This is a genomic window from Rathayibacter sp. AY1B5 (genome assembly GCF_002932795.1).
Taxonomy (GTDB): Bacteria; Actinomycetota; Actinomycetes; order Actinomycetales; family Microbacteriaceae; genus Rathayibacter.
The window spans coordinates 57897-81436 of the sequence record NZ_PSWM01000018.1; the positions used below are offsets into that span (position 1 = coordinate 57897).

A 23540-nucleotide genomic window follows, 5' to 3' on the forward strand; every position below is an offset into this window, starting at 1 on the left:
CGCCGCCGGTACCGGGCCTCGCCGCCTCAGCGGTCGAGCGCCTCCGCGACGCGCCGGGTGACCGCGCGCAGCTCGAGCTCGGTCCCGCGGACACGTTCGTCGAGAGCCGCTGCCGCGTCCGCGGCCTGCTCGGCGGCCGCCGCACCCGCCGCCTCGGACGAGACGCGCTCGGCCGCGACCGACGCGCTGAGCTCGTCCAGCGCCGCCCGGAGGCCCGCCGACTCGTCCCGCAGCACGGAGACGTCGCCCTGCACCGCGCTCAGCTCGCCGCGGAGCCCGGCCACCTCGTCGCGCAGGGCCGCCGTCTCGGCGCGCAGCTCCTCCGTGCGCAGCCGCGCCTGCTCGAACCAGGGGGCGACCAGACGGTGCACCGCGTCGCGGAGCACGGCGCCGCCGCGGCCGAACCGGGTGGGCGCGGAGCCCGGGTCCTGGAGGAAGTCGTGGTCACTGGTCATCGTCGTGGTCCCGTCCGGAGAAGCGGCGGTGGAGCACGTCCATCGCTCGCAGATCCTTGTCCATGATGTCGGCCTCGAGGGTGGTGTCGGCGAGGCGGTCGGCGAGGCCCGGCCGGGAGCGGCGCTCGAGCGAGGCCTCGATCAGCTCGACAGAGCGCTCGAAGGAGAGCGGGCCGCGTGCCGCCTCCCGACCGCGGCGGCCGAGCGCCTCGAGGTCCACCGCCCCGCTGACCACGTCCCGCATCGCCTCGAGGAGCGCCGGGGCGGAGCGGGTGATCTTGATGCAGTCGACCCCGTCGATGAGGAACTCCGCGACTCCGCTGGCCGCCGTCACGATCGGCACGGCGCCCGCCGCGGCGGCCTCGACCGGCGCGACGCCGAACGCCTCTCCGGCCCAGGTCGGGAAGAGGAACGCGTCGGCCCGGCCGTGCGCCGCGAGCACCTCGGCGTGCGGAGTCGCTCCGTGGAACTCGACGAGGCCGGCCAGGCCCGCCTCGTGCGCCCGCGCACGCCAGCCGTCCACGTCTCCGTCGCCGTAGAGGTCCACGCGGAAGTCGCGGGTCTCCTCCGCGAGAGACGCCGCCGCCTCCAGTACCAGCCCGACGCCCTTGTGCTCGCCGAGCGACGCGGCGAAGGTGAACCGGGTCGTCCCGCCCTCGCGGTAGCGCCGCGGCTCGGCGGTGTCGGGGGGAACGGACACTCCGCGTCCGATCACCTCGACCTCGCCCAGGCTCAGCCCGCCGGCCTCGATCGCGTCGACGAGCGAGCGGCTGACAGCGACGATCTCGCCGCGGTCGAAGTGGTCGGGGGCCTGGGCGCCGTAGACGCGGAGCACGCGCTCCGGCAGCCCGTCGACCAGGGCGTTCGGGATGCGGTCGCCGAGGTTCCACATCCACGGGGCCTCCACCGCTCGCAGGAGGTCGATCAGCGCGAGGCCGCCGATCCCGAGCAGGTTGAAGGCCACCACGTGGGTCGGTGCGAAGTCCCGCAGCTCCTCGAGCAGGATGCGGGTGTTCTCGAATCGCGAGACGGCGCTCTCGTAGTGCATCAGCTGAGCGATCTCGCCGCCCGTCTGCGGCAGCGGGAAGTAGGTGCGCAGGCTCAGCGTGCGGTGCACCTCGACGCCGGAGGGCTCCGGCGGCAGGTACGTCGGCGTGGTCAGCACCCGCACGGTGTGGCCGCGGGCGGCCATCGCCTCCGCGACGCGTGCACAGGTCATCTCGTACCCGCCGAGCACCTGCGGCGGGTAGAGGTTGCTCACGAACAGCAGGCGCATCAGGGCATCTCCCCTCGCGCGGAGGCGTCGGCCGCGATCCGCGCCGTCACCTCGGGCGTGTAGGCCGCGCGGGCCTGGCGGTCGTTGCCGCCGTCCCAGTAGTTGACGAGGTAGAGCCCGGACTGCTGGGTGCGCGGCACGAACGGGAACAGCTGGGCGCGGGGCTCGATCTGCGCGATCCGGTAGCCGGCGTCGACGGCTCGCACGTGCAGCCAGATGTCGTCGGCGTCCGGGGCGATCTCGCGGAACGCGTCCCCGTGAGCGGCGATCTCGCCGAGGAGCGGGGCGGGCAGCAGCTGCCCGGAGACGGAGGTGCCGAAGACGTCGGACGATGCGCGCGTGTCCGCGACCGGGGTCCAGCTCGTGTACGGAGCGACCGCGCCGTCGACGATCCCCACCCGGTGGGCGCGGTAGCAGAGCACGGTCTCGCGGGGATAGCGCGAGCGGGCGCCGAGCAGGCCCTTCAGCCAGGTGCGCGGGTACACGATGTCGTCGTCCGAGGTGACGAGGTCGCGCTCCCCCGCCCGGCCCGAGAGCAGGTGCGGGTAGTACTTCGTGTGCACGCGGTAGCCGTCGACCAGGCGGATCTCGACGCCGCGGCGGCGGAGGCGGCGCAGCGGCGCGGGCAGGTCGGCGTGCAGGGCCGGGTCGTCGAGCCAGAGCACCAGGCGCGCGGGCCGGGCGTCGCCGCGGGCGATCGACTCGAGCGCCACGTGGACCCGCTGCAGCCGCTCGCCGTGCGTGGTCATCGTCACCACGACCTCGCCCGCCGGATCGACCGCGGAGCGGCGGGAGAAGCGGTTGGCCAGCGCGAGCAGCAGCAGCTCGCGCCGGAGCGCGGGCGAGGGGTGGTCGATCGGCCGGGCGGCGATCACGGCGGCGCGGCGCTCCGAGAGGCGTTGCGGGGCGGTGCGGACGACCCGGGCCGCGGAGCGCAGCCGCGTGCGGGGGCGGACGCGGCGGCCCAGCGCCGCGAGGCGCGTACGGGGCCGGACGCGCCGGCCGACGGCGGCGAGAGCGGGATGCATCGGTCCAGGTTAGCCGGACGCTCCCGGGCGCCCTGCGCCGGTCAGGGCTCGTCGACGACCGCGAAGGCCCGCACCGGGAAGGTCCCGAAGCTCCGCACCTTCGGCGGCACGGCGGTGAAGCGCGCCCCTGTCGCGGGCAGACCGTCCAGGCCGGTGAGGTGCTCGACGACGTGCACTCCCGCGGCGAGGAGGGCCGAGTGCGCGGGCCGCGATCCGGCCGACTCCGTGTCGTCGATGTTGACCGAGTCGATGCCGACCAGCGCCGCGCCGCCGGCGACGAGCGCCTCCGCCGCCGCGCCGCTGAGGAAGGGGGCGCCGGTGCCGTACCCGGGCGTGGCGAAGTGCACGTCCCAGCCGGTGCGGAGTAGGACGGCGGCGCCGCGGACGTCGAGCCCCGCGACCGCGTCCGCCCCGATGCCCCGTTCGGAGGCGCCGGACGCGTCGATCACGACCGCCGGCAGATCGACCAGGGTCTCGAGGCGGAGCGCGGCGAGGTCGGCTCCGCCCTCGTAGCGGTGGAACGGGCTGTCGAGGTAGGTGCCCGTGTTGCCGATCATCTCGATGACGTCCATCGCGAACTCGGTGCCGGGCGCGTAGGACGCGCGGGACGCCTCCCGGGTGAGATGCGGCCGGATGCGCGGCGAGGGCAGGCCCGGGTAGGTCACCAGCCCGTCGGAGACGGTGTGGCTGAGGTCGACGAAGCGGCGCGGAGAGGTCATGCGCCCGATCCTCGCAGTGGCAGGATCAGGCGCACCATCGAGATACCGCCCCGCGGGGCGGCGTTCGCGCCCTACTTCTTCGGCAGCGCCGCCGACAGGTCCGCGATCAGGTCGGACGAGTCCTCGAGACCCACCGAGAGCCGCACCAGCGACTCCGAGACCTCGAGCGGCGTGCCCTTGACCGACGCGTGCGTCATCTCGCTCGGATAGCCGATCAGCGACTCGACACCGCCCAGCGACTCCGCGAGCTGGAACAGCTCGGTCGACTCGGCGAACTTCCGGGCCGCGCGCGGCGTCGCGAGCTCGAGCGAGAGCATCCCGCCGAACCGCGACATCTGGCGCTTCGCCAGCTCGTGGCCGGGGTGCGAGGGCAGGCCCGGGTAGTGCACCGCCGTCACCGCCGGGTGCTCGACGAGGAACTCGGCGACCGCCTGCGCGTTGATGGAGTGGCGCTCCATCCGCACCCCGAGGGTCTTGATGCCGCGGACCGTGAGCCACGCGTCCATCGGGCCCGAGATCGCACCGACCGCGAACTGCAGGAACGCGATCTTCTCGGCCAGCGGACCCGAGCGCAGGGCGAGTGCGCCGCCGACGACGTCCGAGTGGCCCCCGAGGTACTTCGTGGTCGAGTGCACGACCACGTCGGCACCGAGGGCCAGCGGCTGCTGCAGGGCGGAGGAGGCGAAGGTGTTGTCGACGACGACGATCAGGTCGTGCGCGTGGGCCAGGTCGGCGAGCTCGGCGATGTCGCTGATGGTCATCAGCGGGTTGGACGGGGTCTCGACCCAGAGCATCTTCGTCTCGCCGGGGACGATCGCCCGCTGCACCTCGCGGAGGTTCGACATGTCGACGGCCGTGTTGCGCACGCCCCAGGCGCTGTGCACCCGGTCGATCAGGCGGTGGCTGCCGCCGTACGCGTCGTTGCCCAGGACGACGTGGTCGCCGGGCGCGAGAGCGGCGCGCAGCAGGGTGTCCTCGGCGGCGAGGCCGGAGGAGAAGGAGTAGGCGACGTCGGCACCCTCGAGCGACGCGATGAGCTCCTGGAGCGAGTCGCGCGTCGGGTTCGCGGAACGGGCGTACTCGTAGCCGCCCCGGAGCCCGCCGATGCCGTCCTGGACGAACGTGGAGGTCATGTAGACGGGCGGCACGACCGCGCCGGTGGTCGGATCGAACTCCTGGCCGGCGTGGATGGCGCGGGTGTCGAAGTGCTGCTTCTTGGGCATGGTGCGGGCTCCCTGGGTCGGAGGTGCGGAGGCGGCGGCCGTCAGGCCGTGGCGTAGGTGAGGAGGTCCTGTCGGGTGATCACCGCGACGGGCTTGCCCTCGTCGGTGACGAGGAGGGCGCTGTGCTCGGTGAGCGCGGCGCGGGCGGCGGTGATGCTCTCGCCGAGCCCGATCAGCGCGAGCGCGTCGCCCACGCAGTCGCCGAGCGGGTCGTTCATCGAGGCGGATCCCGCGAAGACGCGGTCGAGCAGCTCGCGCTCGTCGACGGCTCCGACGACCTCGCCCATCACGACGGGCGGCTCGGCGGTCAGCACCGGCAGCTGCGAGACGCCGTACTCGGTCATGATGCCGATCGCGTCGCGGATCGTGTCGGTCGGGTGAGCGTGCACGAGCGCCGGGAGGTCCGCCTGCCCGCTCGCCGCCCGGGCGCGGAGCACGTCGCGGACGGTGCCCTCGTCGCGCATCTCGAGGAAGCCGTAGGAGCGCATCCAGCGGTCGTTGAAGATCTTGCCGAGGTAGCCGCGCCCGCCGTCCGGCAGCAGCACGACGACCACGTCGTCCGGCCCGAGACCGGCCGCGGCCTTGAGCGCGACGGAGACGGCGAGCCCGCTCGATCCGCCGACGAGCAGTCCCTCCTCGCGGGCGAGGCGGCGGGTCATCGCGAACGACTCGGCGTCGCTGGAGGCGATGATCCGGTCGACCACGCTCGGGTCGTACGCGCTCGGCCAGAAGTCCTCGCCGACGCCCTCGGTGAGGTACGGGCGACCGCCGCCGCCGGAGTAGACGGAGCCCTCGGGGTCGGCGCCGACGATCTGCACGCGGCCCTCCGACACCTCCTTGAGGTAGCGGCCGACTCCGCTGATGGTGCCTCCCGTGCCGACTCCCGCGACGAAGTGGGTGAGCCGGCCGGCGGTGTCGCGCCAGATCTCCGGGCCCGTGGTCTCGTAGTGGCTGAGCGGGCCGTTGAGGTTCGCGTACTGGTTGGGCTTGAAGGCGCCGGGGATCTCGCGGGCGAGCCGGTCCGAGACGGAGTAGTAGGAGGCGGGGTCCTCCGGAGCGACGGCCGTCGGCGTCACGACGATCTCGGCCCCGTAGGCGGTGAGGACGTTGCGCTTGTCCTCGCCGACCTTGTCCGGCAGCACGAACACGCAGCGGTAGCCGCGCTGCTGCGCGACGAGGGCGAGGCCGATGCCGGTGTTGCCGCTGGTCGGCTCCACGATGGTGCCGCCGGGCTTCAGCAGCCCGTCGCGCTCGGCGGCGTCGATGATGCGAGTCGCGATGCGGTCCTTCGACGAGCCGCCGGGGTTCAGGTACTCGACCTTCACCAGCACGGTCGCCTGCACGTCCGCCGCGACGGGGCCCAGCTTCACCAGCGGGGTGTCGCCGATGAGGTCGAGGACCGAATCGGCGTACGCCATCCCGGTCTCCGGGCGTGCGGGAAGTGCGCGATCCAGGCTCATCCCGCCAGCGTAGCAACCGGCTCCGGGCGTGTGACGGGGGTGAGCGGAGGCACAGGGACCTCTCCCGGGAGGGGAGTGCCGCCGGTCGCGCCGGTGCCCTATCGTGGGGGTCCGCGAGCGCCGCCGTCGACCCGGAACGGACCCCGAATGACCTCACCGATCGCCGCACCGCCGCGGCGTCCGGCCGACATCCACCTCCTCCGCCTGCTCGGCCCGGCGCTGGTCGCCGGAGTCGCCTACCTCGACCCGGGCAACGTCGCCAGCAATATGACGGCCGGAGCCCGGTTCGGCTACCTCCTGGTCTGGGTGGTGGTGCTCGGCAACCTGATGGCCTGGCTCATCCAGTACCTCTCGGCGAAGCTCGGCCTGATGACCGGCCGCAGCCTCCCGGAGCTGCTCGGCGACCGCCTGCGCGGCCGTTGGGGCCGCCGGGCCTACTGGCTGCAGGCCGAGACGGTCGCGATGGCGACCGACCTGGCCGAGGTGATCGGCGGCGCGATCGCGCTGAACCTGCTCTTCGGACTGCCGCTGCTGGTCGGCGGCGTGGTCACCGGCGCGGTCTCGCTGGTGCTGCTGCTCGTGCAGACGCGGGGCGGGGCGCAGCCGTTCGAGCGGGTGATCACGGCGCTGATGGTGCTGATCGCCGTCGGCTTCACGGTCGGCGTGGTCGTCGATCCGCCGGACGCGGGCGCGACCGTCGCCGGTCTCGTGCCGCGATTCGAGGGCTCGGAGTCGGTGCTGCTCGCCGCCTCGATCCTCGGCGCGACCGTCATGCCCCACGCGATCTACGCCCACTCCGCGCTCGCGCGCGACCGCTTCGGCCACGTCGAGGGCGTCGGCGCGCGGCGGCGGATCCTGGTCGCCACCCGCATCGACGTGACGATCGCGCTCGCCATCGCCGGCACCGTGAACCTCGCGATCCTGCTCCTCGCCGCGCACTCCCTGGCCGGAGTCGCCGGGACGGACAGCCTCGAGGGCGCCCACGCGGCCATCGGGGCGGCGCTCGGGCCGGTGGTCGCGACCCTGTTCGCCGTCGGCCTGCTCGCCTCCGGCCTCGCCTCGACCTCCGTCGGCGCGTACGCGGGGGCCGAGATCATGCACGGCCTGCTCCAGGTGCGGGTGCCGCTCGTCGCCCGTCGTCTGGTCACGCTGATCCCGGCCCTCCTGGTGCTCGCGATCGGCTTCGACCCGACGCGAGCGCTGGTGCTCAGCCAGGTGGTCCTGTCGTTCGGCATCCCCTTCGCGCTCGTGCCGCTCGTGATCCTGACCCGCGACCGCCGCCTGATGGGCGACCAGACGAACCGCTGGTTCACCACCCTCGCCGCCGCGCTGGCCGCCGTCTTCCTCATCGTCCTGAACGGCCTGCTGCTCTGGCTCACCTTCGCCCCCTGAGCAGCGGCTGCGCGGCCGAGCGTCGGAGCGGCGGCGCGGGATCCCACTCCTCCGCGGCCTTCCTCCTCCGCAGGAGCAGCCCGCCCCGCCCTCCGCTGATCGAGCAGCCCGCCCCGCGGGCGCATCGAGATCCCCTGACCGCGCATTGATCCGATCCGAAGCCTCGCTCGTTATCCTCTGAGAGCGCCTCTCAGGCGCCTGCGCCCGCTACAGGCGCCTTCCGCCCTCAGAACGAGAGACGCCGCCGTGCCCAAAGACACGCTGTCCGCCAAGAACCGCGCCCGACAGGAGAAGCTCGAGACCTACAAGCGCGAGCAGGACCGCCGCAAGCGCGGCTCCCGCATCTGGATCTGGTCGCTGTCGGCCCTGGCCGTGCTCGCGGTCGGCGGGATCGTCGCGGTCACCGTCTTCGGCAACCAGCAGATCGTCGAGGCCCGCCAGATCGACGGCCTGCAGACCTTCGACAACGACGCCACCCACGTCGCCGGCGCCGTCGACTACCCGCAGACCCCGCCGGCGGGCGGCCCGCACAACGCCGTGTGGATGAACTGCGGCGTCTACGACGAGCCCGTCCCGAACGAGAACGCGGTGCACGACCTCGAGCACGGCGCCGTCTGGGCCACGTACGACCCCGCGCTCCCGCAGAGCGAGGTCGACGCGCTGATCGCCGCGATGCCCGACACCTACTCCGTCGTCTCGCCCTACGAGGGTCTCGAGTCGCCCATCGTGCTGAGCGCCTGGGACGCCCAGGTCGCGATCGACTCGCCCGAGGACCCGCGCATCGACGCCTTCGTCGAGCGCTTCTGGCAGTCCTCGAGCGCTCCGGAGCCCGGCGCCCCCTGCACCGGAGGGATCGATGCGCCCGGCAAGCAGTAGGGGCCGGATCCTCGTCGCCGCGGTCGCCGTGGTCGCGCTCCTCCTCGGGGCGGCCGGCGGCTACCTCTTCGGCGCGCTCGCCCCGTTCGCCTCCGCCGCGACGCCCTCGAGCGCCAGCGCCGAGGCGGGCTTCGCGCGCGACATGCAGGTGCACCACCTGCAGGGCGCCGAGCTGGCGATGATCGCCCGCGAGCGCAGTGCCGACGACGAGGTCCTCACCGTCTCGAAGGACATCCTGCTGACCCAGCAGCAGCAGGCCGGGCAGCTCTTCGGCTGGCTGAACTCGTGGGGCCTGCCGCAGGCCGCTCCGGAGCCGTCGATGACCTGGATGGGCCGGCCGACCCTGGCCGGAGCCGCCGACGAGCACTCGTCGATGGGGATGGGGACCGAGGACGGCGTCGTGCCCGCGAGCATGCCCGGTCTCGCGACACCGGACCAGATCACCGCCCTCAGCAGCGCGTCCGGCCGCGACTTCGACCGGATGTTCCTCGAGCTGATGATCGCCCACCACCGCGGTGCGATCGACATGGCCGAGGCGCTGCTCGCCCGGAGCCGCGTGACGGTCGCCACCGACTTCGCCTCCTCCGTCGTGAAGGCCCAGGAGGCCGAGATCTCGCTGATGGAGCAGATGCTCGCGGACCGTCCCGCCGCCTGAGCGCGCGCGCCGCGCACATGGTCAGCTGAGAGCCGTGCCCCTCCGCCGTCGAGAAAGGGCGGGTGCTCTCCGCTGACGTTCTGCGCCGACTCCGTGTCGGCTGCGGTCGGCCGCGCGGCCGCAGCCGCGACTCAGCCCTGGAGGGCCGACTCCGTCTGCTGCGCGTAGAGCGAGGCGTAGAGGCCGCCGAGGCCGAGCAGCTCGCGATGGGTGCCCGACTCGACGATCCGGCCGCCCTCCACCACGTGGATGACGTCGGCCGACACGATGGTCGAGAGCCGGTGGGCGATGGCGATGGTGGTGCGGCCGCGGGCGGCGTCGTCGAGTGCGGTCTGCACGATCCGCTCCGAGACGGTGTCGAGGGCGCTGGTCGCCTCGTCGAGGATGAGCACCGCCGGGTCCTTCAGCAGGACGCGGGCGATCGCGAGCCGCTGCTTCTCGCCTCCGGAGAGCCGGTAGCCTCGCTCGCCGACCAGGGTGTCGTAGCCGTCGGGGAACGACGTGATCGTCGCGTGGATGTTCGCGGCGCGGGCGGCCGCCTCGAGCTCCTCCTGTGTCGCGTCGGGGCGGGCGTAGCGGAGGTTGTCGCCGATGGTGGCGTGGAAGAGGTAGGTCTCCTGACTGACGATGCCGATGTGCGAGACGAGCGACTCCTGCCGCAGCTCGCGCACGTCGGTGCCGGCGAAGCGCACCGCTCCCCCGGCCACGTCGTACAGGCGCGGGACGAGGTAGGAGATGGTGGTCTTGCCCGCGCCCGAGGGACCGACGAAGGCGACGAACTGGCCCGGCTCGATCGCGACCGAGACGTGGTCGAGCGTCGGGCGCGCGTCCTCCGCCTGGTCGGGGTAGCGGAACACCACGTCGTCGAGCTCGACCCGGCCGAGCTCGCCCGAGACCTCGCGTGCATCCGCCCGGTCGGTGATCGCCGGGCGCAGGTCGAGGTACTCGAAGATGCGGGCGAACAGCGCTCCGGCCGTCTGCAGGTCGAGCGCGACGCGCATCAGGCCCAGGAGCGGCCACATCAGGCGCGCCTGCACGGTGGTGAAGGCCACGACGGTCCCGGCGGTCACGGTGGTGCCGCCGAGGATCAGCCAGGCGGCCACGAGGTACACGATCACGGGGATGACGGAGAGGAAGATCTGCACCATCGCGAAGAACCACTGGCCGGACATCTGCTGCCGCACCTGGAGCTCGATCTGCCGGCCGTTCTCGTCGGCGTAGCGCGTCACCTCCGACTCCTGGCGGCCGAAGCTCTTGGCCAGGAGGATGCCCGAGACGCTGAGGGTCTCCTGGGTGATCGCGGTCATCTCGGACAGCGACTCCTGCGTCTTCGTCGCGATGCGCGCCCTCACCTGGCCGACGCGGCGCTGGGCCACGACGAGCACCGGTGTGAGGACGAGGGCGACGATCGTCATCTGCCACGAGAGCAGGAGCATCGCGACGACGGCCGCGATCACGGTGACGGTGTTGCCGAGCACGCTCGAGACGGTGTTCGTGAGCACGTTGGCCACGCCGCCGACGTCGTTGGCGAGGCGGGACTGGATGACGCCGGTGCGGGTGCGGGTGAAGAAGCCGAGCTCCATCGCCTGCAGGTGGCGGAAGAGGCGGATGCGCAGCTCTCCCATGACCGTGTTGCCGACGGTCGCGGTGAGGTAGGTCTGCCAGACGCCGAGGATCGCCGAGAACGCCCAGACCAGCACCATGACGCCGACCAGCTCGAGCAGTACCGGGAGGTTCGGGCGTCCGCCGGGCGGGAAGAGCCCGCGGTCGAAGGCCAGCTGGGTGAGGAGCGGGGGCACCACCGTGAGGGCGGCGCCGACGAGCACGAGGATCACGGTGAGCGTGAGCTTGGGGCGGTGGTCGCGGAAGAGCCCCGCGATGCGCCGGAGCAGGTCGTCGACCTTCGGAGCCGCCGCGTTGATCTCCCGCTGGCTGTCCGGATCGCTGCTCGAGATCCTCCCGCCGCGCGCCCCTCCGCGCATCCCGCCGCCTGCCGCGACATCACCCATCCTGCTCACGGCTCGACCCTAGCCCCGCCCGCCGTCCCGCTCTCGTCCTTCCGCCCACGGCGAAGTCGTGCAAACCCGCCCCGCGTCCCCCGCGCCGTCCCCAGCCGATCGACCGCGCCGGTCACCTCTCCGCTGCGCGGCCACTCGACCACCACGGAATCCGCCCGATCTCGATGCGTCGCCGCGCGACTGTCCGGCCCTCGTGCAAGGCGGCCGCCGCAGGCGCTGTGCCCTTGGTGGCCGCCGCAGGCGCCACCGCACGACGAAGGCCCGGGTCCTGCACAGCAGGACCCGGGCCTTCGTTCGTGCCCCCCCTTCCCCCGACGAGCAGTGCTGACGGCCCGCGGGGGTGTCGTGGGCAAGGCGGAGGAGGAGAGCTGTAGCGGAGCTACCGCCGACGACGACAACGCCGCCCACGGCACCCCCGCGGGTCGTCAGCCCTTGGTGGCGCCGGCGAGGAGGCCGCGGACGAAGAACCTCTGGAGGGAGAAGAACACGATGAGCGGCACGATGATCGAGATGAACGCGCCGGCCGTGAGCAGCTCCCACGACTGGCCGTAGGAGCCGGTGAGGTCCTGCAGTGCCTTCGTGATCGGGAGCCCCTGTCCGGAGGTGAAGACCGTCGCGACGAGCAGGTCGTTCCAGACCCAGAGGAACTGGAAGATGCCGAAGGAGGCGATCGCCGGGACCGAGAGCGGGAGGACGATGCGGAAGAAGATCTGGCCGTGGCCGGCTCCGTCCACGCGGGCCGCTTCGATGACCTCGCCGGGGATCTCCGAGATGAAGTTGTGCAGCATGAAGATCGCGAGTGGGAGCGCGAAGATCGTGTGCGCGATCCACACCTTCGCGTACGAGCCGTCCAATCCGTTCACCCCGAGGCCGGGGAGGATGTAGAGCCCTCCGATGCGCAGGCCGTCCGAGAACAGCTGCAGCAGCGGCACGAGCGCCATCTGGATGGGGACGATCTGGAGCGAGAACACGAGGACGAAGAGCGTGTTGCGGCCCTTGAAGTCGATCCAGGCGAACGCGTAGGCCGCGAGGCTGGCGATCGTGATCGGGATCAGCGCCGCGGGCAGCGTGATGACCAGCGAGTTCACGAACGCCTTGCCCAGCGTCAGGCTGTCGCCCGAGTCGAGCGCGTTCGCGTAGTTGTCGAGGGTGAAGCCGGGGTTGGCGAAGATCGTCCACCAGCCGGTCGTCTTGATGTCGTTGGCGGGGCGGAACGACGAGATGAACAGCCCGAGGGTCGGGACGGTCCAGATGACGGCGATGATCAGCGCGGCGAGCGTGGCACCGCGCGACGTCGTCGCCTTCTTGACCTTGCCGCTGGCCGCCTCGATCCTCGACTCGCCGCGGGCGAGCGCGCGCTCGGTGCTGCGGTCGACCGGAACCTGGATCGGAGTGGGCGTGACGCTCATCGGATCTCCCTCTGCTTGGCGAGCTGGCGGGCGTTGTAGACGACGATCGGGAGCACGAGCAGGAACAGGATGACCGCGAGGGCCGCGCTGTAGCCGCTGCGGGCGCCGAGCTGGAACTGGCGGACCATCTCGAACGCGAGGACCGTGGTGTCGGAGCGGCCGCCGGTCATCGCCGAGACGATGTCGAAGACCTTCAGCGACGCGATCGAGATCGTCGTGAGGACGACCACGATCGAGGAGCGGATGCCGGGCACGGTGACGTTCCAGAAGGACTGCCACGCGCTGGTGCCGTCGAGCGAGGCCGCTTCGAGCTGCTCGGAGGGGACGCCCTTGATCGCGGCGGAGAGCACCGTCATGGCGAATCCGGCCTGGGTCCAGATGAGGACGACGACGAGGAACAGCGTGTTCCACGGCTCGAGTCCCAGCCAGTCGACCGGCGGGGCGCCGAAGGCGGTGAGGATCCCGTTGAGGAGGCCGATCTGCTCGCCCTGGCGGACGTCGTAGAAGAACTTGAAGATGATCGACGCGCCGACGAACGAGATCGCCATCGGCATGAAGACCAGCAGCTTGAAGAACTTCTCGCCGCGGCTCTTGTCGATGAAGACCGCGTAGGCGAGGCCGATGGCGGTCGCCGTGATGGGGGCCAGGAGCACCCAGACCACCGTGTTGAGGAAGGCGGTGATGCCGTCGGGGCTGGTGAAGACCCAGACGAAGTTGTCGATGCCGGCGAATCCGGAGCCGTCGTTCTTCATGAACGCGTTGAAGGCGGTCGTGATCGTCGGGTAGATCAGGCCGATCAGGATGAAGAACGCGGCCGGTGCCATGAAAGCGATGAGCTGGAGTCCGTAGCCCGCGCCTTTGCGGGATCGGAAGTCGAGCAGGAACAGCGCACCGCCGATGACGGCGGCCACCACCGCGACCCAGAGGACCGAGTTGTAGAGGCCGAAGACCAGCAGGAGGACGACCGGCAGGACGACCGTGACCGCGAGCCGGAGGATCGTGTAGCCGGTGCCGCGGCGGGGCGCGATCTCGACGAAGAAGAGGATGAGTGCCACCACGGCCGCGAAGGCCAGGAGGATGAGCGGGATCTGCGCGAGCGGCGGGATTCCCGCCAGCCACTGGAAGAACCCCGAGATGGTGATGGGGGACATGGACGCCCTTTCGAGTGCGACTCTGGACTCAGGAGGGGCCCGGCCCCGGGATCCGTGGATCCGGGGACCGGGCCGTCACAGCTGAGCCGCCACTCGGGAGCGGCGGCTCTGCTCCGCTGTTAGGAGGTGTAGCCGGCCTGGATCTCCTCGAGCGCCTGGTCGGTGCTCGTGCCGTCGATCCAGTCGACCATGCCCTTGAAGAAGCTGTCCGAGCCCACTGCCTTCGGCATGAGGTCGGACGCGTCGAAGCGGAACGTGGTGTCCGGGTTCTGGAGGATCGCGATGGAGTCCTTCAGGACGTCGCTGCCCGCGTTGGCCGGGTCGAGACCGGTGTTGGCGGAGATGACGCCTCCGAGGGAGACGCGGCTGTTGGCCCAGTCGGCGCTGGCCAGGTACTCCTGGACCTTCGCGGTGTCGGCGTCGTTCGAGAAGGCGGCGACCATCTCGCCACCACCCGTGACGGCCTGGGCGTCGTCGGCCTTGACCGGCGGGGTGAGGAAGGCCCACACGTCGCCGTCCTCGGCCACGTTGGCGCCGGCCGAGGTCAGGAAGCCCTCGAAGAACGAGGCCTGGTGGGTCAGCGCGCAGGTGCCGTTCGCCATGTTCTGGGCGACGTCGCCGAAGGCGGTGGAGTTGATCGACTTCACGTCGCCGTAGCCGGCGTTGACGAGGGTCGGGTCGAGGAGGATCGATCCGACGGAGTCGAACGCGGACTTGATGGCCGGGTCGGTGAAGGGGGTGTCGCCTGCGACCCAGGAGTCGTAGACGTCGGGGCCGGCCTCGCGGAGGACGGCGTCCTCGATCCAGTCGGTTCCGGGCCAGCCGGAGGCCTCACCGGAGTTGAAGCCCGCGCACCAGGACGGTCCGCCGGTCTTCTCGGCGATCGTCTTGCCGAGCGCCTCCATCTCGTCCCACGTCGTGGGAACGGAGACGCCCCACTCCTTGAACTTGGCCGGCGAGTACCAGATGTAGCCCTTGACGGACGCCATCAGCGGCGCGCCGTACTGGGTGCCGTCGACCTGGCCGTACTTCTGCCAGTCCTCGGACCAGTTCTGCTTGACGTTGGCGAGGGCGCCCTCCGGGAGCTCCTGCACCTTGCCGGAGGCGACGGTGTCGGCGAGCAGACCCGGCTGCGGGAAGATCGCGAGGTCGGGGGTGTCGCCACCCTGGACCTTGATGCCGATCTGCTTCTCGAACTCCTTGTCGCCCGTGTACTTGATCTCGATGTCGTTCTCCTTCTCCCAGTCCGCCCAGGACTGCTCGAGAAGGGTGGCCTCGTCGCCGTTGATGGTGCCGTAGATGTTGACGACGCCGTCGGCGGTGCCGACCGTGCCGGCCGAGCTGCCGCCGCCGACGTTCGGGTCGTTGGGGTCACTGCTGCTGGAGCAGCCCGCGAGAGCGATGCCGGCCGCTGCCAGAACGGCGACCGGGACGGTGATACGGCGGTGCAGGGATGACCGCATTCTTCCTCCTCATTGAGTGGTGGAACCAGCTGAGCAGGCCGCTCCTCGCCGATCGGGGATCGGGAGGCTGTGGCGGCTCGAAGCGTGTGCCGCGACGACTCGGATGCTGGTGATGGCGATGCCAGGAGGAACTCCGAGCGGATCACCGGATTCGTGTGGGTGGGCTCCCACGGAGGGAAACCTTTCCACAAGAACGATGAAAGCACAACGCCGGTGATAGAGCGCTCTCTGAGATAACGATTCGGCGTCAGAACAGCGATCGCGGCGGCGGGGCCGGATGGAGATCGATCTCGGCGCGACGTCCGGCCGCCGGGCGGGGTATAACTTCCTGGAACCGTTTCCAGCATCGACGCCGGACGGTCGGGAGGAACGCCGTGCCAGGCATCGAAGAGGTGGCCGAGCTCGCAGGAGTGTCGAAGGCGACGGTCTCGCGCGCGCTCAGCGGTCGGGGCTACGTCTCGGCGGGGACGAAGCAGCGCGTCGAGCGCGCCGCGACGAGCCTGGGCTACGTCGTCTCCGCCAACGCGTCCAGCCTCGTCACCGGCCGCAGCAACAACATCGCCGTGATCATCCCGATCATCAACCAGTGGTTCTTCGCCGGGATCATCGAGGGCATCGAGCGCGCCCTGCTCGCCGCCGGGTACGACCTGCTCCTCTACAACATCGACAAGCACCTCGACGCCCGCCGGAGCGTGTTCGAGTACTACCTCGTCCGCAAGCGCGTCGACGCGATCGTCGCCGTCACCCTCGAGATCTCGCCGCACGAGACGGAGGCGCTCCTCGCCCTGGGCAAGCCGATCGTCGGCATCGGCGGCGAGCTCCCCGGCATCCCCACCTTCAGCATCGACGACGTCGCCGCCTCCCGCCTCGCCACGGAGCACCTCCTCTCCCTCGGCCACGAGCGGGTCGTCCACATCGGCGGGCTCGCGGAGGAGGAGATGGACTTCCACGTCCACACGCAGCGCCGCGACGGCTTCCGTCAGGCGCTCGCGGCCGCCGGCGTCGAGCCCGGCGCGCAGGACATCGTGCCCACGACCTTCGACATCCCCGGCGGGCACAGCGCCGGACGGCAGGTCCTCGGCGATCCGCGGACCCGGCCGACGGCCATCTTCGCCGCCTCTGACGAGATCGCGATCGGGATCATCCTCGCGGCGCGCGAGCTCGGCCTCTCGGTGCCCGAGGACGTCTCCGTCATCGGGATCGACGACCACCCCCTCGCCGAGCTCTTCGGTCTCAGCTCGATCCGCCAGGACCCGCGCCAGCAGGGCGAGCTCGCGGTCGCGCTGGTGCTGGACGCGCTGGCCGCCCTCGGCCGCGGCGAGCCCCCTCCCCCGGCCCGCCACACGCTGATCCCCGCCTCGCTGGTGATCCGCACCAGCACCTCGGCGCCGCGGGGGGCGAGAATCGGAGCATGAGCGACTCCGACACCCCCACTGTCCGCGACGTCCCCGAGCGGTCCCGCTTCGTGATCGAGGTCGGCGGCACGCCGGCCGGCTTCGCCGCGTACACCCGTCAGGGCGACGAGGTGGTGCTCACCCACACCGTCGTCGACGACGGCTGGGAGGGCCACGGCCTCGGGAGCATCCTCGCGCGGGCCGCGGTCACCGCGATCACGGAGGCGGGCGGCACGGTCGTCCCGCGCTGCCCCTTCGTCGCGGCCTGGCTGCGCAAGCACCCCGACGTCGACGCCCGGGTCCGCTGGCCCGAGGACTGACTCACTCCGGGGGCGTCCTGCTCCCGATCTCCTGGAGCGCCCAGGTGTTGCCGTCCGGATCGGCGAAGTACGCGTACTGCACGCCGCCCAGGTCCTGGACCTCGCTGATCTCGAGCGAGCGGTCGACGAGCTCCGCGCGAGCGGCGGCGATGTCGTCGACGACGAGGTGGAGCGAGCGGACGACGCCCTCCTCCGGACCGGGCCCCATCCCGCTGCCGACCACGATCGAGCAGGCCGAGCCGGGCGGGGTGAGCTGGACCACGCGCATCACCGCGGAGGGCCGCACGTCGTGGTCGAGGTGGAAGCCCATCACCTCCGTGTAGAAGGCGACCGCGCGGTCGACGTCGCTGACGGGGAGGGGGACGAGCTCGAGTCGCATCTGCACGCGACCAGTGTGCCGCGCAGCAGAACCGTGCGGGAGGGGGGTCAGTCGCGCGGGCCGACGACGAGGCGCTCGTGCATGATCTCGACGGCCCGCTCGAGGACGCGGCGGTCCTCCGGGGTCAGATCGGCGAAGATCGGCGTCAGCGCGTCGCCGAGGTCCGTCCGCCAGGCGTGCAGCGCGTCCGCGCCGGCAGGAGCGAGGCGGATCTGCCAGGCGCGCGCGTCGAGGGGATCGGCGATGCGGTCGAGCCAGCCGGTCTCGACGAGGTTCTTCACGATCTTGGTCATCGTGGGCTGCGAGACGCGGCTCTGGGAGGCGAGCTCCCCCAGGCGCATCGGTCCCATCGAGAGGAGCACCGAGAGCGTGCGCCACACGGCCTGCGACTCCTGGTTGCCGGTCGCCTGGGCGGCGAGGCGGGTGATCCGGTGCGTCACCGAGACGAAGTCGCTCAGGAGCTCGCTGAGCGAGACCTCGCTGGGCGGGACGTCGCGGGCGGGGAGCCCGGCGAGCAGATCGTGAGCAGTCACGCTCCGATCCTAGGGGCGCGCGCCTCCGTCGGGCGGGAACGACGAAGGGCGCCGCCTCCGAGGAGACGACGCCCTGCGTCTGCAGGCGTGCCTGCGTCACCCTGACGAGCGACCGGCCGGAGCCGGCACCCGCGACGGGTGAGGGGGACTACTTGACGGTGACGGTCGCGCCGGCGCCCTCGAGCTGAGCCTTGGCCTTCTCGGCGGTCTCCTTGTTGACGGCCTCGAGGACCGCCTTGGGGGCACCGTCGACGAGCGCCTTCGCCTCACCGAGGCCGAGGCTGGTGAGGGCGCGCACCTCCTTGATGACCTGGATCTTCTTCTCGCCGGCGGCCTCGAGCACGACGTCGAACTCGGTCTGCTCCTCGACCTCTTCGGCGGGGGCGGCCGGGCCGGCCACACCGGCGGCGGCGACGGGCGCCGCAGCGGTGACCTCGAAGACCTCTTCGAACTTCTTGACGAACTCCGAGAGCTCGATGAGCGTGAGCTCCTTGAAGGCCTCGATGAGCTCGTCCTGCGTGAGCTTTGCCATGATTTTTCTCCTTGTTTTTCTTTGTCTACGAACCGCGCGCGCACTGCTTCCCGGGAGGGGAAGACGTCAGCTCGCGGACTCCTGCTTCTCGCGCAGCGCCTCGACCGTGCGAACGGCCTTCGAGAGCGGAGCGTTGAACAGATATGCGGCACCGAACAGCGAGGCCTTGAAGGCGCCGGCGAGCTTGCCGAGCAGAACTTCGCGGGACTCGAGGTCGGCGAGCTTGCCCACCTCTTCTGCGGTCAGCGGGTTACCGTCGAAGTAACCGCCCTTGACCACGAGGAGAGGGTTTGCCTTGGCGAAGGCACGCAGCGACTTCGCGACGGCGACAGGGTCGCCGTGCACGAACGCGATGGCCGAGGGGCCAGCGAGCTCGTCGTCGAAGGACGAGATACCGGCGTTGTTCGCCGCGATCTTGGTCAGCGTGTTCTTCACCACGGCGTAGGTTGCGTGCTCACTGATGTCCTTGCGCAGCGTCTTGAGCTGAGCAACAGTGAGACCGCGGTACTCGGTCAGCAGAACGGCCGTCGAGCTCTGGAACTTCTCCGTGAGTTCGGCAACCGAGGCTTCCTTGTTCGCCATGGCTACTCCTGTGAATTCTCGTGCCGGTAGCCCGAAGGCAGGCAAAGAAAAAAGCTCCGGCACAGGGGCGCGGAGCTTCGGGATCGCGGTGAGGCGGAACTGAACTCGTGCACCTGCGCGGGCAATTCGCTTCGCGAATCCTTCGTCCGGTGGCGATCCGCGGGGCCGGGGCCCTGCTCGTGCGCACACCGGAAACCGGCGGTCTTTGGCTTCGGGAAGCGTACGTCATCGCGGCGCGCGGGCGCAAGTCGAGGAGGAGGGCCCTCCCGCGGGATGCTGGAGGCATGACCGGCCCGACCCCCGACTCCGCCCGCGACGTCGACTCCGCGATCGCCTCGGTGGAGGGCGAGCTCAGCACCCTCTTCAACCGCGTGCGGGCGGCGATGCGCTCCTACGCCGAGCGGCTCCACCCGGAGCTGACGCCGCTGGGCTACAAGACGATCTCGGCGCTCGAGCGCCGGGGGCCCGTGCACTCCGGCGTGCTGGCCGAGCTTCTCGAGATGGACAAGTCGGCGCTCAGCCGCCAGATCACGGCGCTCGACCGCCTCGGCTTCCTCGAGCGCACCCCCGACCCCCAGGACGGACGCGCCACGATCCTCTCGGTGACTCGAGCGACCGCCGCGCGGCTGCGCGAGATCCGCAGCTCGAACCAGGCGCTGATGCACGAGGAGCTGCGCAGCTGGGCGCTCGCCGACGTCGAGCTCTTCGCCTCTCTCCTGCACAGGATCAACGACCTGGACCTCTGACGCTTAGCACCCCCTCCGTTCGGGGACAATCGCCGGACGCCGCCCGCTCGACTGCGTAGTTTCGGAGGCGATGGACCAGCACTCCTCCTCTCTCCTCCCCCCTGACGTCGACGGCGCACTCGCCTTCGCGCGCGCTCTGAGCACCGACGCGCCTCGGCCCGGCACCGGTCGCACCGCCGAGCTGCACGGACTCCTCGAGCGCCTGGCCCGGCACGACCTCGGCGTCGCGCGCGCGGTGGAGCCGCACCTCGACGCTCTCGCGATCCTCGGCGAGGCGGAGCTGGACCCGTCCGGACTCGGAGTCTCCGCCTACGCCGCCTGGGGGGTCTTCGCGGCCGAGGGCGGCGGGGATCCTCTGGTCGCCCGCGAGAGCGACGGCGACTGGCTGCTCGACGGAGTGAAGCCCTGGTGCTCGCTGGCCGACCGCCTCGACGCCGCCCTCGTCACCGCGCACGTCGGGGACGCCTCCGGCGAGCGCCGCCTCTTCGCCGTGGCGCTGCGCGACGGGACGGCGACGCCGGAGCAGAACGCCTGGCACGCGCGCGGGCTGACGGAGGTCCCCAGCGGACCGGTCCGCTTCTCCGACGCCCGGGCCGTTCCCGTGGGCGACTCCGGCTGGTACCTCTCCCGGCCCGGCTTCGCCTGGGGCGGCATCGGCGTCGCCGCCTGCTGGCACGGCGGAGCCCTCGGAGTCGCGGCGGCCGTCGCGGCTGCGGCCGCCCGGCGCGAGGACCCGCACCTCCTGGCCCACCTCGGAGCGATCGACACGGCGCTCTCCGCGTCGCGCCGGGCACTGGACGAGGCCGCCGCGGCGATCGACGCGGGCGAGGCCGACGGACCCCGGGGCTCGCTGCTCGCCAAGCGCGTGCGGGCGAGCGTCGCCGGGGCGGTGGAGGAGATCCTGCTCCGCGCCGGACGCGCGCTCGGCCCGGCTCCGCTCGCCCTCGACGCCGAGCACGCCAAGCGGGTCGCCGACCTCGCGCTCTACGTCCGCCAGCACCACGCCGAGCGCGACGACGCCGCTCTCGGCCGCGCCGTGCTCGCCTCGGGCGAGGCGGCCTCCTGGTGAGTCGGCCCTTCGACGGGCGCCTCGAGGGCACTCCTCTCGAGCGCTGGAGCGCGGACGGCCGCCGCGACCGCCTCCCGGAGCTGACCCTGCCCGAGGAGATCCGGCGCGTCCTGGTCGTCGTCGCGCACGCCGACGACGAAACCCTCGGCTGCGGCGGCACCATCGCACTCGCGCGCCGGCGCGGGATCGCGGTGGACGTCGTCGTCGTGACCGACGGAGCCGCGGCCCACGGCGAGCGGGACGCGGACCTGGCCGCCGAGCGCCGGCGGGAGGCCGCGGACGCCCTGGCGGAGCTGGGCCCCGGGATCGGGCTCGCCTTCCTCGACGTGCCGGACTCCGCGACCCCGGACCACCGCGAGCGCATCGCGCACGAGGTGCGCGAGCGGGCGGCCGGCGCCTCCGGGACCGTCCTCCTCCTCTCCACCTGGACCGGGGACGGGCACCGCGACCACCGCGTGGTCGGCGAGGTCTGCGCGGAGGTCGCGCACGAGCTCGGGCAGCCGCTGCTCGCCGCGCCGATCTGGCTGTGGCACTGGGCGGACCCGGAGGACCCCGAGGTGCCGTGGGGCGACCTCATGCGCCTGCCGCTCGACGACGAGCTGCTCGAGCGCACCCGCCGCGCCCGCTCCCGGTATCCGAGCCAGACCCGCCCCGGGCCCGACGGGACCGGCCCGGTGCTCCACCCGCTCTTCCTGCGCACCTTCGCCGGGGACGACCGGCTGGTGAGGATCGCATGAGCTACTTCGACGAGCTGTACGCCCGCCACGAGGACCCGTGGGGGTACACGAGCCGCTGGTACGAGCAGCGCAAGCGCGCCCTGACCCTCGCGAGCCTGCCGGAGCAGCGCTACGGCTCGGTGCTGGAGATCGGCGCCTCGATCGGCGTGCTCGCCGAGGCGCTGGCCGACCGGGCCGACCGACTGCTGGCGATCGACGTCTCGAGCGCCGCCGTCGAGCGCGCCGCCCGCCGCCTCGCTCCGCTCGAGCACGTGCGGGTCGAGCACCACGACATCACCCGCGGCGTGCCGGAAGGTCCGTTCGACCTGGTCGTGCTCTCGGAGGTCGGCTACTACCTCGGCGACGCCCTCCCCGGCGTGCTGCGCAGCATCCGCGACGCCCTCGCGCCCGCGGGCGAGCTCGTCACCGTGCACTGGCGGCACCCGATCGAGGGTCTCGCTCTCGACGGCGACGCCGTGCAGTCCGCCGTGGCGGAGCTGGGCCTGCACCGCCTCGCCCGCCACGAGGAGGAGGACGTCCTGCTCGAGGTCCACGCCCGCGACTCCCGCTCGGTCGCCCGCCGGACGGGGCTGGTGTGAGCCGGCTCGCGCAGGTGCTGGTCGTCGTTCCCGCGCGCGACGAGGAGGAGCGGATCGGCAGCCTGATCGCCTCCGTTCAGGCGAGCGCGACCCACCTCGCCCACCGGGCGCCCGGCATCGGGATGCGCCTCGTGGTCGCCGCGGACGGCTGCTCCGACGCGACCGTCGGGCGGGCCCGTGCCGCCGGCGCCGAGGTGCTGGAGCTCGCCCGCTGCGGAGTCGGCGCCGCCCGCTCCGCCGGGATCGCGCACGCCCTCTCCTCCGTCACCGCTCCGCTCGAGCAGGTGTGGATCGCCAACACCGACGCCGACACCGTGGTCCCCCGCGACTGGCTGGCCGCCCACGTCGAGCACGCCCGACGGCACGACGCGCTGCTCGGCACGGTCCGGCCCGACCCGGCCGACCTCTCCCCCGGCGCCTACTCGCGCTGGCGCGACGTCCGCGCGCGGGAGGAGTCGATCGGCAGCATCCACGGCGCGAACCTCGGCGTCCGCGCGAGCGCGTACCTCGCCGCGGGCGGGTTCGGGCAGGAGCCGCTGCACGAGGACGTCCTGCTCGTCGAGCGGCTGCGCGCGAGCGGCGCCCGGGTCGGAGCGACGGACCACGGCGAGGTGGTCACCTCCGGCCGCCGCGACAACCGGGTCGAGGGCGGCTACGGCCGCTACCTCCACGACCGCTTCCCGGCCGAGACGTCTCCGGCCTGCGGCTGAATCGGGTACACGCGCACGCGGAACACGATGCGAGGGGTCCCTGTCAATGGTCGGGCCGCGGTTTGTCACGGATCGCACAGGAGAGTCAAATGGGTGTCGAGCACGACCCGGTGCTCTCCGATGGAAGGGTCACCGCATGAACCCCCGCCTCGTCCTGCTGGCACTGGTCGCCTTCACCGCCTACGTGTTCGGCTCCCGCGCCGGTCGTGGCCGCTACGAAGAGCTGCGCCACCTCGCACTCGGCGTGTGGAACGACCCGGCCACCAAGAAGACCCGCAAGAAGCTCAAGAAGACCTCCAAGCGCGAGGCCAAGCAGCTCACCGCCATCGCGAGCAAGGCCCGCGACAAGGTGCAGCGCCGCCTCCGCTGACCCCCGCTTCCACGACTCACAGGACACCGGCCCGCCGGTGTCTCCGCTCGCATCGGAACGGCCGATCGGGCACGAACTGAAGGAGAAACATCATGGGCATCATCAGCTGGATCATCCTCGGCCTCATCGCCGGGGCGCTCGCCAAGCTCATCCTCCCGGGCAAGCAGGGCGGCGGATGGATCATCACGATCGTCCTCGGCATCGTGGGCGCGCTGCTCGGCGGCTTCCTCAGCACGCTGTTCGGCATCCAGGACGCCGTCAACGGCATCAACATCGTGAGCATCATCGTCTCCGTCGTCGGTGCGATCGTCGTCCTCCTCATCTACGGCGCGATCGTCGGCCGCAAGTCCCGCGCGTAAGTCGCGCTCCCCGAAGGCCCCCGGCACGTGCCGGGGGCCGTCGGAGTGCGCGACGTACGCGCGGGACTTGCGGCCGACGATCGCACCGGAAATGAGGAGGCATACG

26 protein-coding genes are annotated in these 23540 nt (G+C 71.9%); 12 read left to right on the forward strand and 14 right to left on the reverse strand.

Features of this window, described 5'->3' with window-relative positions:
* Positions 1 to 26: 26 nt before the first annotated feature.
* The 6 genes from C5D44_RS11995 to C5D44_RS12020 form a co-directional block, all read right to left on the reverse strand.
* On the reverse strand, positions 27 to 455 hold the full coding sequence (locus tag C5D44_RS11995; protein ID WP_104281766.1) for a hypothetical protein: 429 nt from the start codon (positions 453 to 455) through the stop codon (positions 27 to 29).
* Positions 445 to 1731, reverse strand: a complete 1287-nt coding sequence (locus C5D44_RS12000) for a glycosyltransferase (protein ID WP_104281767.1) — start codon at positions 1729 to 1731, stop codon at positions 445 to 447. Before C5D44_RS12000 ends, C5D44_RS11995 begins: the two co-directional genes overlap by 11 nt.
* Positions 1731 to 2759 (reverse strand): glycosyltransferase, encoded by a 1029-nt coding sequence (locus C5D44_RS12005; RefSeq protein WP_104281768.1) that lies wholly within the window; start codon positions 2757 to 2759, stop codon positions 1731 to 1733. Before C5D44_RS12005 ends, C5D44_RS12000 begins: the two co-directional genes overlap by 1 nt.
* A gap of 41 nt (positions 2760 to 2800) precedes the next feature.
* Entirely contained in the window at positions 2801 to 3478 is a 678-nt protein-coding gene (locus C5D44_RS12010; RefSeq protein WP_104281769.1) for a cyclase family protein, read from the reverse strand.
* A gap of 71 nt (positions 3479 to 3549) precedes the next feature.
* Positions 3550 to 4701: a cystathionine gamma-synthase gene (locus tag C5D44_RS12015; RefSeq protein ID WP_104276734.1), complete on the reverse strand. Its 1152-nt coding sequence runs from the start codon at positions 4699 to 4701 to the stop codon at positions 3550 to 3552.
* Positions 4702 to 4742: 41 nt separating this feature from the next.
* On the reverse strand, positions 4743 to 6119 hold the full coding sequence (locus C5D44_RS12020) for a cystathionine beta-synthase (protein WP_104276735.1): 1377 nt from the start codon (positions 6117 to 6119) through the stop codon (positions 4743 to 4745).
* Positions 6120 to 6308: 189 nt separating this feature from the next.
* Here C5D44_RS12020 and C5D44_RS12025 point away from each other — a divergent pair, with 189 nt between their 5' ends.
* The 3 genes from C5D44_RS12025 (at position 6309) to C5D44_RS12035 (ending at position 9084) form a co-directional block, all read left to right on the forward strand.
* Entirely contained in the window at positions 6309 to 7553 is a 1245-nt protein-coding gene (locus tag C5D44_RS12025; RefSeq protein WP_104276736.1) for an Nramp family divalent metal transporter, read from the forward strand.
* A 246-nt stretch (positions 7554 to 7799) separates the two neighbouring features.
* On the forward strand, positions 7800 to 8429 hold the full coding sequence (locus C5D44_RS12030) for a DUF3105 domain-containing protein (RefSeq protein WP_258065064.1): 630 nt from the start codon (positions 7800 to 7802) through the stop codon (positions 8427 to 8429).
* On the forward strand, positions 8410 to 9084 hold the full coding sequence (locus C5D44_RS12035; RefSeq protein WP_104276737.1) for a DUF305 domain-containing protein: 675 nt from the start codon (positions 8410 to 8412) through the stop codon (positions 9082 to 9084). The genes C5D44_RS12030 and C5D44_RS12035 overlap by 20 nt, the downstream gene beginning before the upstream one ends.
* 131 nt (positions 9085 to 9215) lie before the next feature.
* Here the strand turns inward: C5D44_RS12035 and C5D44_RS12040 are convergent, their stop codons facing one another.
* From C5D44_RS12040 to C5D44_RS12055, 4 genes are all read right to left on the reverse strand, one after another.
* On the reverse strand, positions 9216 to 11093 hold the full coding sequence (locus tag C5D44_RS12040) for an ABC transporter ATP-binding protein (protein WP_104247708.1): 1878 nt from the start codon (positions 11091 to 11093) through the stop codon (positions 9216 to 9218).
* A gap of 434 nt (positions 11094 to 11527) precedes the next feature.
* Positions 11528 to 12511, reverse strand: a complete 984-nt coding sequence (locus tag C5D44_RS12045) for a carbohydrate ABC transporter permease (protein ID WP_104276738.1) — start codon at positions 12509 to 12511, stop codon at positions 11528 to 11530.
* Positions 12508 to 13662 (reverse strand): carbohydrate ABC transporter permease, encoded by a 1155-nt coding sequence (locus tag C5D44_RS12050; RefSeq protein ID WP_181110114.1) that lies wholly within the window; start codon positions 13660 to 13662, stop codon positions 12508 to 12510. The genes C5D44_RS12045 and C5D44_RS12050 overlap by 4 nt, the downstream gene beginning before the upstream one ends.
* A 119-nt stretch (positions 13663 to 13781) precedes the next feature.
* Entirely contained in the window at positions 13782 to 15125 is a 1344-nt protein-coding gene (locus C5D44_RS12055) for an ABC transporter substrate-binding protein (protein WP_104281770.1), read from the reverse strand.
* Between the two features lie 374 nt (positions 15126 to 15499).
* On the opposite strand from C5D44_RS12055, the gene C5D44_RS12060 reads away from it, so the two are divergent.
* Positions 15500 to 16540 (forward strand): LacI family DNA-binding transcriptional regulator, encoded by a 1041-nt coding sequence (locus C5D44_RS12060; protein WP_104281771.1) that lies wholly within the window; start codon positions 15500 to 15502, stop codon positions 16538 to 16540.
* A complete protein-coding gene (locus C5D44_RS12065; RefSeq protein ID WP_104276740.1) occupies positions 16537 to 16839 on the forward strand; it encodes a GNAT family N-acetyltransferase in 303 nt (100 codons plus the stop codon). The genes C5D44_RS12060 and C5D44_RS12065 overlap by 4 nt, the downstream gene beginning before the upstream one ends.
* Position 16840: 1 nt before the next feature.
* On the opposite strand, the gene C5D44_RS12070 is transcribed toward C5D44_RS12065, so the two are convergent.
* The 4 genes from C5D44_RS12070 to rplJ all read right to left on the reverse strand — a co-directional run bounded on the left by C5D44_RS12070 (position 16841) and on the right by rplJ (position 18865).
* Positions 16841 to 17224 carry a VOC family protein gene (locus tag C5D44_RS12070; RefSeq protein WP_219812841.1) on the reverse strand — a complete coding sequence of 128 codons (384 nt, stop codon included), beginning with the start codon at positions 17222 to 17224 and terminating at the stop codon, positions 16841 to 16843.
* Positions 17225 to 17265: 41 nt separating this feature from the next.
* Positions 17266 to 17751, reverse strand: a complete 486-nt coding sequence (locus C5D44_RS12075) for a MarR family winged helix-turn-helix transcriptional regulator (RefSeq protein WP_258065065.1) — start codon at positions 17749 to 17751, stop codon at positions 17266 to 17268.
* Between the two features lie 148 nt (positions 17752 to 17899).
* The gene (rplL, locus tag C5D44_RS12080) at positions 17900 to 18283 is read right to left on the reverse strand and encodes a 50S ribosomal protein L7/L12 (RefSeq protein WP_104224335.1); all 384 of its coding nucleotides are present in this window, start codon (positions 18281 to 18283) and stop codon (positions 17900 to 17902) included.
* A gap of 66 nt (positions 18284 to 18349) precedes the next feature.
* Positions 18350 to 18865, reverse strand: a complete 516-nt coding sequence (gene rplJ, locus C5D44_RS12085) for a 50S ribosomal protein L10 (RefSeq protein WP_055791018.1) — start codon at positions 18863 to 18865, stop codon at positions 18350 to 18352.
* A gap of 284 nt (positions 18866 to 19149) precedes the next feature.
* On the opposite strand from rplJ, the gene C5D44_RS12090 reads away from it, so the two are divergent.
* The 7 genes from C5D44_RS12090 to C5D44_RS12120 all read left to right on the forward strand — a co-directional run bounded on the left by C5D44_RS12090 (position 19150) and on the right by C5D44_RS12120 (position 23434).
* Positions 19150 to 19611: a MarR family winged helix-turn-helix transcriptional regulator gene (locus C5D44_RS12090; RefSeq protein WP_104276741.1), complete on the forward strand. Its 462-nt coding sequence runs from the start codon at positions 19150 to 19152 to the stop codon at positions 19609 to 19611.
* A gap of 70 nt (positions 19612 to 19681) precedes the next feature.
* A complete protein-coding gene (locus tag C5D44_RS12095) occupies positions 19682 to 20680 on the forward strand; it encodes an acyl-CoA/acyl-ACP dehydrogenase (RefSeq protein WP_104281772.1) in 999 nt (332 codons plus the stop codon).
* Entirely contained in the window at positions 20677 to 21417 is a 741-nt protein-coding gene (locus C5D44_RS12100) for a PIG-L deacetylase family protein (protein ID WP_181118499.1), read from the forward strand. Before C5D44_RS12095 ends, C5D44_RS12100 begins: the two co-directional genes overlap by 4 nt.
* Positions 21414 to 21995, forward strand: coding sequence for a class I SAM-dependent methyltransferase (locus C5D44_RS12105; RefSeq protein ID WP_104276743.1), 582 nt, complete (start codon positions 21414 to 21416; stop codon positions 21993 to 21995). Before C5D44_RS12100 ends, C5D44_RS12105 begins: the two co-directional genes overlap by 4 nt.
* The gene (locus C5D44_RS12110; RefSeq protein WP_104281773.1) at positions 21992 to 22705 is read left to right on the forward strand and encodes a glycosyltransferase family 2 protein; all 714 of its coding nucleotides are present in this window, start codon (positions 21992 to 21994) and stop codon (positions 22703 to 22705) included. Before C5D44_RS12105 ends, C5D44_RS12110 begins: the two co-directional genes overlap by 4 nt.
* A gap of 136 nt (positions 22706 to 22841) precedes the next feature.
* Positions 22842 to 23075, forward strand: coding sequence for a hypothetical protein (locus tag C5D44_RS12115; protein ID WP_104227476.1), 234 nt, complete (start codon positions 22842 to 22844; stop codon positions 23073 to 23075).
* A 92-nt stretch (positions 23076 to 23167) separates the two neighbouring features.
* Positions 23168 to 23434: a GlsB/YeaQ/YmgE family stress response membrane protein gene (locus C5D44_RS12120; protein WP_104224330.1), complete on the forward strand. Its 267-nt coding sequence runs from the start codon at positions 23168 to 23170 to the stop codon at positions 23432 to 23434.
* Positions 23435 to 23540: the final 106 nt, after the last annotated feature.

Coding starts and splice junctions, on each gene's coding strand:
- C5D44_RS11995 (WP_104281766.1), bottom strand. CDS start 455: ATGACCAGTGACCACGACTTCCTCCAGGACCCGGGCTCCGCGCCCACC.
- C5D44_RS12000 (WP_104281767.1), bottom strand. CDS start 1,731: ATGCGCCTGCTGTTCGTGAGCAACCTCTACCCGCCGCAGGTGCTCGGC.
- C5D44_RS12005 (WP_104281768.1), bottom strand. CDS start 2,759: ATGCATCCCGCTCTCGCCGCCGTCGGCCGGCGCGTCCGGCCCCGTACG.
- C5D44_RS12010 (WP_104281769.1), bottom strand. CDS start 3,478: ATGACCTCTCCGCGCCGCTTCGTCGACCTCAGCCACACCGTCTCCGAC.
- C5D44_RS12015 (WP_104276734.1), bottom strand. CDS start 4,701: ATGCCCAAGAAGCAGCACTTCGACACCCGCGCCATCCACGCCGGCCAG.
- C5D44_RS12020 (WP_104276735.1), bottom strand. CDS start 6,119: ATGGCGTACGCCGATTCGGTCCTCGACCTCATCGGCGACACCCCGCTG.
- C5D44_RS12025 (WP_104276736.1), top strand. CDS start 6,309: ATGACCTCACCGATCGCCGCACCGCCGCGGCGTCCGGCCGACATCCAC.
- C5D44_RS12035 (WP_104276737.1), top strand. CDS start 8,410: ATGCGCCCGGCAAGCAGTAGGGGCCGGATCCTCGTCGCCGCGGTCGCC.
- C5D44_RS12040 (WP_104247708.1), bottom strand. CDS start 11,093: ATGGGTGATGTCGCGGCAGGCGGCGGGATGCGCGGAGGGGCGCGCGGC.
- C5D44_RS12045 (WP_104276738.1), bottom strand. CDS start 12,511: ATGAGCGTCACGCCCACTCCGATCCAGGTTCCGGTCGACCGCAGCACC.
- C5D44_RS12050 (WP_181110114.1), bottom strand. CDS start 13,662: ATGTCCCCCATCACCATCTCGGGGTTCTTCCAGTGGCTGGCGGGAATC.
- C5D44_RS12055 (WP_104281770.1), bottom strand. CDS start 15,125: ATGCGGTCATCCCTGCACCGCCGTATCACCGTCCCGGTCGCCGTTCTG.
- C5D44_RS12065 (WP_104276740.1), top strand. CDS start 16,537: ATGAGCGACTCCGACACCCCCACTGTCCGCGACGTCCCCGAGCGGTCC.
- rplL (WP_104224335.1), bottom strand. CDS start 18,283: ATGGCAAAGCTCACGCAGGACGAGCTCATCGAGGCCTTCAAGGAGCTC.
- rplJ (WP_055791018.1), bottom strand. CDS start 18,865: ATGGCGAACAAGGAAGCCTCGGTTGCCGAACTCACGGAGAAGTTCCAG.
- C5D44_RS12090 (WP_104276741.1), top strand. CDS start 19,150: ATGACCGGCCCGACCCCCGACTCCGCCCGCGACGTCGACTCCGCGATC.
- C5D44_RS12095 (WP_104281772.1), top strand. CDS start 19,682: ATGGACCAGCACTCCTCCTCTCTCCTCCCCCCTGACGTCGACGGCGCA.
- C5D44_RS12105 (WP_104276743.1), top strand. CDS start 21,414: ATGAGCTACTTCGACGAGCTGTACGCCCGCCACGAGGACCCGTGGGGG.
- C5D44_RS12115 (WP_104227476.1), top strand. CDS start 22,842: ATGAACCCCCGCCTCGTCCTGCTGGCACTGGTCGCCTTCACCGCCTAC.
- C5D44_RS12120 (WP_104224330.1), top strand. CDS start 23,168: ATGGGCATCATCAGCTGGATCATCCTCGGCCTCATCGCCGGGGCGCTC.